The sequence below is a fragment of the Pseudomonas sp. Sample_21 genome (assembly GCF_004307525.1).
GTDB lineage: Bacteria > Pseudomonadota > Gammaproteobacteria > Pseudomonadales > Pseudomonadaceae > Aquipseudomonas > Aquipseudomonas atacamensis.
This window is the reverse complement of sequence record NZ_RCNZ01000138.1, coordinates 227,641-235,645: the sequence shown is the minus strand read 5'-3', so window position 1 is coordinate 235,645 and position 8,005 is coordinate 227,641. Positions and strand designations below refer to the sequence as shown.

General features: G+C 61.2%; 7 protein-coding genes. 2 read left to right on the top strand and 5 right to left on the bottom strand.

The window, feature by feature from the left end; all coding sequences use genetic code 11:
- Nucleotides 1-288 precede the first annotated feature (288 nt).
- A complete protein-coding gene (ptsP, locus tag D8U71_RS26960) occupies nucleotides 289-2,568 on the bottom strand; it encodes a phosphoenolpyruvate--protein phosphotransferase (RefSeq protein ID WP_041476855.1) in 2,280 nt (759 codons plus the stop codon).
- A 22-nt stretch (nucleotides 2,569-2,590) separates the two neighbouring features.
- On the bottom strand, nucleotides 2,591-3,070 hold the full coding sequence (locus D8U71_RS26955; RefSeq protein ID WP_003229203.1) for an RNA pyrophosphohydrolase: 480 nt from the start codon (nucleotides 3,068-3,070) through the stop codon (nucleotides 2,591-2,593).
- Between the two features lie 143 nt (nucleotides 3,071-3,213).
- Between D8U71_RS26955 and D8U71_RS26950 the strand changes: the two genes are divergently transcribed.
- Nucleotides 3,214-3,870 carry an HAD family hydrolase gene (locus D8U71_RS26950; protein WP_130889108.1) on the top strand — a complete coding sequence of 219 codons (657 nt, stop codon included), beginning with the start codon at nucleotides 3,214-3,216 and terminating at the stop codon, nucleotides 3,868-3,870.
- 105 nt (nucleotides 3,871-3,975) lie between these two features.
- Here D8U71_RS26950 and D8U71_RS26945 read toward each other — a convergent pair whose 3' ends face one another.
- Together D8U71_RS26945 and ilvA are read right to left on the bottom strand one after the other, a co-directional pair.
- Nucleotides 3,976-4,389 carry a DUF2269 family protein gene (locus D8U71_RS26945; RefSeq protein WP_024014701.1) on the bottom strand — a complete coding sequence of 138 codons (414 nt, stop codon included), beginning with the start codon at nucleotides 4,387-4,389 and terminating at the stop codon, nucleotides 3,976-3,978.
- A gap of 41 nt (nucleotides 4,390-4,430) precedes the next feature.
- On the bottom strand, nucleotides 4,431-5,945 hold the full coding sequence (gene ilvA / locus D8U71_RS26940; RefSeq protein ID WP_071172186.1) for a threonine ammonia-lyase, biosynthetic: 1,515 nt from the start codon (nucleotides 5,943-5,945) through the stop codon (nucleotides 4,431-4,433).
- 316 nt (nucleotides 5,946-6,261) lie between these two features.
- Here ilvA and rpiA point away from each other — a divergent pair, with 316 nt between their 5' ends.
- Nucleotides 6,262-6,936: a ribose-5-phosphate isomerase RpiA gene (gene rpiA, locus D8U71_RS26935; RefSeq protein WP_007913886.1), complete on the top strand. Its 675-nt coding sequence runs from the start codon at nucleotides 6,262-6,264 to the stop codon at nucleotides 6,934-6,936.
- 141 nt (nucleotides 6,937-7,077) lie between these two features.
- Here rpiA and D8U71_RS26925 read toward each other — a convergent pair whose 3' ends face one another.
- Complete coding sequence (locus tag D8U71_RS26925; protein WP_130889107.1) at nucleotides 7,078-7,995, bottom strand: SdiA-regulated domain-containing protein; 918 nt, start codon at nucleotides 7,993-7,995, stop codon at nucleotides 7,078-7,080.
- Nucleotides 7,996-8,005 lie beyond the last annotated feature (10 nt).

Below are 8,005 nucleotides of genomic sequence, written 5' to 3'. Positions count from 1 at the left end.
GTGTCTTGCGGTATACATCGACCTGAAAGATCGAGTCGATTATGGATTCAGCAAAGCACTTACAGGTCAACGGAGTTCTGCAGCATCCCCAATCAGTCCCCTCTCCCTCTGGGAGAGGGGGCCGACCGAGGTGTCTTGCGGTATACATCGACCTGAAAGATCGAGTCGATTATGGATTCAGCAAAGCACTTACAGGTCGACGGAGTTCTGCAGCATCCCCCAATCAGTCCCCTCTCCCTCTGGGCGGTCCGACGTTTCGGGAGGGCTAGGGTGAGGGGCTTTTGATCTTTAGAGAGCCTTGGTCACCACCGGCGAATTCATCTTCGCCAACCCGAGATTCTTCAGCGCCAGTTGCAGCGAGCTGTGGATAACCTGCGGGTTATCGATCTTCATCAGTTCCGCCAGCATCTCCTGCGCCTTGCTCAGGTTCACCTGGCGCAACATCCACTTCACCTTCGGCAGGTTGGTGGCGTTCATCGACAGGCTGTCGAAACCCATCGCCATCAACAGCACCGCCGCCGCTGGATCCCCGGCCATCTCGCCGCAGATACTCACCGGTTTGCCTTCGGCGTGGGCGTCAGTGACCACGGTTTGCAGAGCTTGCAGCACCGCAGGGTGCAGATAGTCGTAGAGGTCGGCGACGCGCGGGTTGTTGCGGTCTACCGCCAGCAGGTACTGGGTCAGGTCGTTGGAGCCAACCGAGAGGAAGTCGACCATCCGCGCCAGTTCCTTGGTCTGGTACACCGCTGCCGGGATTTCGATCATCACGCCGATCGGCGGCATCGGCACATCGGTGCCTTCGTCGCGCACTTCGCCCCAAGCGCGATGGATCAGGTGCAGGGCTTCTTCGAGTTCGTGGGTGCCGGAGATCATCGGCAGCAGAATCCGCAGGTTGTTCAAGCCTTCGCTGGCCTTGAGCATCGCGCGGGTCTGCACGAGGAAGATTTCCGGGTGGTCGAGGGTGACGCGGATACCGCGCCAGCCGAGGAACGGGTTGTCTTCCTTGATCGGGAAGTACGACAGCGATTTGTCACCGCCGATGTCGAGGCTGCGCATGGTCACCGGTTGCGGGTGGAACGCGGCGAGCTGTTCGCGGTAGATCGCCAGCTGTTCCTTCTCGCTCGGGAAGCGCTGGTTGATCATGAACGGCACTTCGGTGCGGTACAGGCCGACCCCTTCGGCGCCACGCTTCTGCGCCCGCGCCACATCGGCGAGCAGGCCGGTGTTGACCCACAGTGGCATGCGGTGGCCATCGAGGGTCACGCACGGCAGGTCGCGCAGGGTGTCGAGCCCCAGCGCCAGTTGTTTCTCTTCTTCGACGACTTCGGCGAACTGCTTGCGCAGTACTTCGCTGGGGTTGGTGTAGACCTCGCCACGGGTGCCGTCGACGATCATTTCGATGCCGTCGACCTTGGCGTACGGCAGATCGACCAGGCCCATCACCGTCGGAATGCCCATGGCCCGGGCCAGAATCGCGACGTGAGAGTTACCCGAACCGAGTACCGAGACCAGACCGACCAGCGTGCCTTCCGGCACCTCGCCGAGCATCGCCGGCGTCAGTTCTTCGCTGACCAGAATGGTTTTTTCCGGGTAGACCAGATTCTGCTGGCGCTCTTCCTGCAGATAGGCGAGCAGACGGCGGCCAAGGTCTTTGACGTCCGAAGCACGCTCACGCAGGTAGGCGTCGTCCATCAGTTCGAAACGGTTGACGTGCTCAGTGACCACCTGACGCAGCGCGCCCTGAGCCCACTGCCCCGTCTTGATCACGGTGGTGATTTCGCTGCCCAGCGAGGCATCGTCGAGCATCATCAGGTAGACGTCGAACAGCGCGCGTTCTTCCGGGCGCAGCTGGGTCGCCAGTTTGGCGGACAAGGCGCGCATGTCGGCGCGCACGCCTTCGATGGCAGTCTTGAACAGCGCCAGCTCAGCGTCGATGTCGGTGATGGTCTTGTCCGGCACCACGTCCAGGTCCGCCGGCGGCAGCATGACCACGGCGGTACCGACGGCAGCACCCGGCGAACCCGGCACGCCGACGAATTTGGCTTCCTGAATGCCCTTGCCCTGCCGGCCCAGACCACGGATCGAACCGGTGGCCTCGGCGTGGGCGATCACGCCGGCGAGCTGCGCGCTCATGGTCACGAGGAAGGCTTCTTCACCTTCGTCGAACTGGCGGCGTTCTTTCTGCTGGATGACCAACACGCCGACGACGCGGCGGTGGTGAATGATCGGTGCACCGAGGAACGAGGCGTAACGCTCTTCACCGGTTTCGGCGAAGTAGCGATAGCGCGGGTGAACCGAAGCGTTTTCCAGATTCAGGGGTTCTTCACGCGTGCCGACCAGACCGACCAGACCCTCGTTGGGGGCCATGCTGACCTTGCCGATCGAGCGCTTGTTCAAGCCCTCGGTGGCCATCAGGACGAAGCGATTGGTTTCCGGATCAAGCAGGTAGACCGAGCAGACCTGGCTGCCCATGGCCTCTTTGACGCGCAACACAATAATCCCCAACGCCGCCTTGAGATCCTTGGCGGAGTTAACTTCCTGGACGATCTTGCGCAGCGTATTGAGCATGGCTCGGGGTCGAACTCCGTCGTCAGTCGCGCGCTAAAAGGCGCGGGGCAAGCTCTTTGAGAGCGCGTCGATACACCTCGCGCTTGAATGTCACCACCTGGCCCAACGGATACCAATAGCTGACCCAGCGCCAGCCATCGAACTCCGGTTTACCGGTCAGATCCATCCGCACCCGCTGCTCGTTGGAGATCAGGCGCAGGAGAAACCATTTCTGTTTCTGGCCGATGCACAGCGGTTGGCTGTGGGTACGCACCAGGCGTTGCGGCAAACGATAGCGCAACCAGCCTCGGGTACAGGCCAGTATTTCAACATCTTCACGTTCCAGGCCAACTTCTTCGTTCAGCTCGCGGTACAAGGCGTCTTCCGGCGTCTCCTCGGGGTTGATCCCCCCTTGCGGAAACTGCCAGGCGTCCTGATTGATACGGCGAGCCCATAGCACCTGGCCGGCGTCATTCGTCAGAATGATCCCGACATTGGGGCGGAAACCATCGGGGTCGATCACGGCAACAACCTCGCAAACGCATGTCGCCGCATTGTTCCACAAAGCTTGATGAGGCGGCAACGAAGGTTCCTACCTTATGTGCACTCTTGTGAAAAGACCGTATTCTTGTCGCCTTTTTACTGACTTTTCAGCGGGTAACTGCAATGCGCCTGGCTTTATTCGATTTGGACAACACCCTTCTGGGCGGCGACAGCGATCACGCCTGGGGCGATTATCTGTGCGAGCGCGGCTTCCTCGACCCGATCGCCTACAAGGCGCGCAACGACGAGTTCTATCAGGATTACCTGGCCGGCAAGCTCGACAACGCCGCCTACCTGAACTTCTGCCTGGAAATTCTCGGCCGCACCGAAATGGCCGTACTCGACGCCTGGCACAGCGATTACATGCGCGACTGCATCGAGCCGATCGTGCTGCCCAAGGCACTGGAGCTGCTGAAAAAACATCGCGACGCTGGCGACAAACTGGTGATCATCACCGCCACCAACCGCTTCGTCACGGCGCCAATTGCCGTGCGCCTGGGCGTGGAAACCCTGATCGCCACCGAATGCGAAATGATCGACGGCCGCTACAGTGGGCGCAGCACCGACATTCCATGCTTCCGTGAAGGCAAGGTCACGCGCCTGAATCGTTGGCTGGAAGAGACCGGCTATTCGCTTGAGGACAGCTATTTCTACAGCGATTCGATGAATGATCTGCCGCTGCTGGAACAGGTGGCGAATCCGGTGGCGGTGGATCCTGATCCGAATCTGCGGGCCGAAGCCGAGAGGCGTGGCTGGCCGGTGATTTCGTTGCGCGACTGATATCGCCTTCGCGAGCAGGCTCGCTCCCACATTGGACCTGTGTCATTGACAAATCCCCTGTGGGAGCGAGCCTGCTCGCGAATGGCCGCAACCGGGCCTCAAGCCTTAAACCGGCTTGGCCCCCATCAACGCCGCTATGGCGACAAACCCGACGCCGCTGACAATCGCCAGCGCCAGATTGAATGTGCGGTTGCCCACCCCGCTTGTCCACAGCCGATCCAGCCGGACCAGCAGCCAGACTGCGCTGAGCGTGGCCACGGCGTAGATCACGCTGGATCCCAGAATCCACAATTGGCCCAACGGCCAGCCAACCAGATGCACCAGCCACCAGCCGGTGAAAGGCATGCTGAGCATACCGATCAGCATCAGACACCAGATGAACAGCCAGGGACGGCGCATCGTACTGGCCGGGCCTTCGCTGCGATTTCGCCAGGTCAGGGCGGCGAGCCCCAGCCCGCTCGCGAGGATGACCACGGTCGCCGCGACGTGAAGGACTTTCAGGGTGGTCAGGGTTTCCATGTCGTTCTCTTCCGTAGATCCATGCCCATCAGCGTAGCCGCTCAGCCAAGAAACAGCTGATAGGCCGGGTTGTCGCTTTCATCCCAATACGGGTAGCCGATTTCCGCCAGTGCCGCCGGCACCAGATGACGTTCGTCATGGGGCACTTGCAGGCCGGCGACCACGCGGCCGTCCGCTGCGCCGTGGTTGCGGTAGTGAAACATCGAGATATTCCAGCGCCCGCCGAGCTTGTTGAGGAAGTTGAACAACGCGCCCGGGCGCTCCGGGAATTCGAAGCGCAGCACCACTTCATCGACCACCTGCGCCGCACGGCCGCCGACCATGTGGCGGATGTGCAGCTTGGCCAGTTCGTTGTCGGTCAGGTCGATAACCGGAAAACCCTGCTCGGTCAGGCTCGCCAGCAAGGCGCTGCGCGGATCGTTGTCCGGGTGAGTCTGCACGCCAACGAAGATGTGCGCTTCGCTGCCGGTGTTGTAGCGGTAATTGAATTCGGTGATCTGGCGCTTGCCGATGGCTTCGCAGAACGCCTTGAAGCTGCCGGCCTTTTCCGGGATGGTCACGGCGATGATCGCCTCGCGACCTTCGCCCAGTTCGGCGCGTTCGGCGACGTGGCGCAGGCGGTCGAAGTTGACGTTGGCGCCTGAGTCGATGGCGACGAAAGTCTGGCCGCTGACGCCACGCTGCTCGACGTACTTCTTGATCCCGGCCACGCCCAGCGCCCCAGCAGGCTCGGTGATCGAGCGGGTATCGTCGTAGATATCCTTGATTGCTGCGCAGATCTCGTCGGTGCTGACAGTAATCACTTCATCGACGTAATCCTTGCAGATCTCAAAGGTGTACTGGCCGATCTGCGCCACCGCCACGCCGTCGGCGAAGATGCCCACGGTCGGCAGAACCACGCGCTCGCCCGCTGCCATCGCTGCTTGCAGGCAATTGGAATCGTCCGGTTCGACGCCGATCACTTTTATGTCCGGGCGCAGATACTTCACGTAAGCCGCGATACCGGCGATCAGGCCGCCGCCGCCGACCGGGACGAAAATCGCATCCAGCGGCTGCGGGTGCTGACGCAGGATTTCCATCGCCACGGTGCCCTGCCCGGCAATGGTGTGCGGATCGTCGTACGGGTGGATGTAGACGTAGCCTTTTTCATCGACCAGTTTCAGCGAGTAGGCCAGCGCTTCCGGAAACGAGTCACCGTGCAGCACCACTTTGCCGCCGCGCGAACGCACGCCTTCGACCTTGATTTCCGGGGTGGTCTTGGGCATGACGATGGTGGCTTTGACGCCCAACACTTTCGCCGCCAGGGCCAGACCCTGCGCATGATTGCCCGCCGACGCGGTGACCACGCCTCGGGCGCGCTCTTCGTCGCTCAGCTGGGTCAGCTTGTTGTAGGCGCCGCGAATCTTGAACGAGAACACCGGCTGCAAGTCTTCACGCTTGAGCCAGATGTCGTTGCCCAGCCGCTCGGAGAGCTGGCGGGCGTTCTGCAGCGGGGTTTCTACGGCAACGTCATAAACGCGCGAGGTGAGGATCTTTTTGACGTACTGTTCGAGCATCGGAAAGCATCACTGGCGATTGGGCGGGACCAGCGAGTCTAACCCGCCTTTTGCCGAGGCGACCACACTAAACAGGTGGTTTTAAGGTCTGGAAACCCATTCTTGAGTGAGCACTGTCGTGGCGAGGGGATTTATCCCCGCTGGAGTGCGAAGCGCTCCCCTGCATTTTTTCAGTTACACCGCGTTCCAGGGTTTTATGACGACTGCGCTGCCGAACGGGATAAATCCCCTCACCACAGCTTGTTTCCCCCTGTACCACCGCGAGGCCTATAATGCCGGCCTTTCTGCCCAACCCTTGCCCGCTTCCGGAGCCCGCATGACCCAGGATCAACTCAAACAGGCCGTGGCCCAGGCCGCCGTCGACTTCATCCTGCCGAAACTCGACGACAAGAGCATCGTCGGCGTCGGCACCGGCTCCACCGCCAATTGCTTCATCGATGCACTGGCCCAGCACAAGGGCGCGTTCGATGGCGCGGTCGCCAGCTCCGAAGCCACCGCCGCGCGCCTCAAGGGCCACGGCATTCCGGTGTATGAGCTGAACACGGTCAGCGATCTGGAGTTCTACGTCGACGGCGCCGATGAAAGCGATGCGCACCTGAACCTGATCAAGGGCGGCGGCGCCGCTCTGACCCGCGAGAAGATTGTCGCCGCTGTGGCCAAGACCTTCATCTGCATCGCCGACGCCAGCAAACTGGTGCCGGTACTCGGCGAGTTCCCGCTGCCGGTGGAAGTAATCCCGATGGCCCGCAGCCACGTAGCCCGCCAACTGGTCAAACTCGGTGGCGACCCGGTGTACCGCGAAGGCGTGTTGACCGACAACGGCAACATCATCCTCGACGTGTTCAACCTGCAGATCACCAACCCGGTGGAGCTGGAAGCGCAGATCAATGCCATCGTCGGCGTGGTCACCAACGGCCTGTTCGCCGCGCGCCCGGCGGATCTGCTGTTGCTGGGCACCAGTGAAGGCGTGAAAACCCTGAAGGCTGAGTAACAGACTGCCCGAATCATGGGCAGACAAATAAACCTGTGGGAGCGAGCCTGCTCGCGAATGCGCCTGTTCAGCCAACATCTTCATTGACTGGCCAACCGCACTCGCGAGCAGGCTCGCTCCCACAGTGTTTTGTGGTGTTGGTCAGTTTTGTGTGGGCTTCTTGAAGACGTAGAACAGATTCGGCTCGCTCACCAGGTACAACGTGCCGTCATCATCCATCGCAATTCCCTCCGCCTGCGGCACGGTTTTCTGCAAACCCTGACGCCCGCCGCTGATCGACATGGTGCTCAAGGGGCGCCCGTCGACATCCAGCTCGATAATCAACCGCGACTCGTCCGACAGTGCCAGCAAGTGCCCGCTGCGTTCGTCGTACTGCAGACTCGACAGATCACGCACGAACATCCCGGCATCGCGCTTGGGGTTGTTGATCACGTGCACCGCGTAGGTCTTGTCCGGTTTGAAGTGCGGAAAACCGTGGACCTCGTAGATCAGCATCGGGTCGCGTTCTTTCGCCACGAACAGCCGCTTGCCCACTGAATCGTAAGCCAGCCCTTCGAAACCCTTGTTGCCGGACATGTGCACGCCGAGGGTCATTTGCTCGGCATCCTCGGCATCGAGAAAAGTGGTGTCGGCCTCGAGGTGGATCTTGATCAGCCGTTGCTGACGCTCGTCGGTGATCACGTAGGTGTCGGCGCTGATGTACTCGACGGCTTCCGGATCGCCAAACCCCACCAGAGCGATGCGCCGCAGAATCTTGCCTTCCAGGGACAATTCGACCAGTTCGGAATTCTTGTTGGTCACGGTGAACAGGCTTTTACGCACCGGATCGTAGGTCAGCGCCGAGACGTCATCGTCGAGCCCGTCGATCGGCCGCGCTTCGATGGTCACCCGATATTGATCCAGGCCGATCGCCTCGCTGCTCACCGGTTGCCACAGCGTGTGCAGGTTGAACCAGGCGCGCTCGAACAGGCGCAGGTATTGGCCGATCGCGATCAACGCGATCAGGACAATCATCAACAGGACGAGGATCAGCGGTTTGGGGCGGGCAAGTCGACGCATTCAGGCAGGC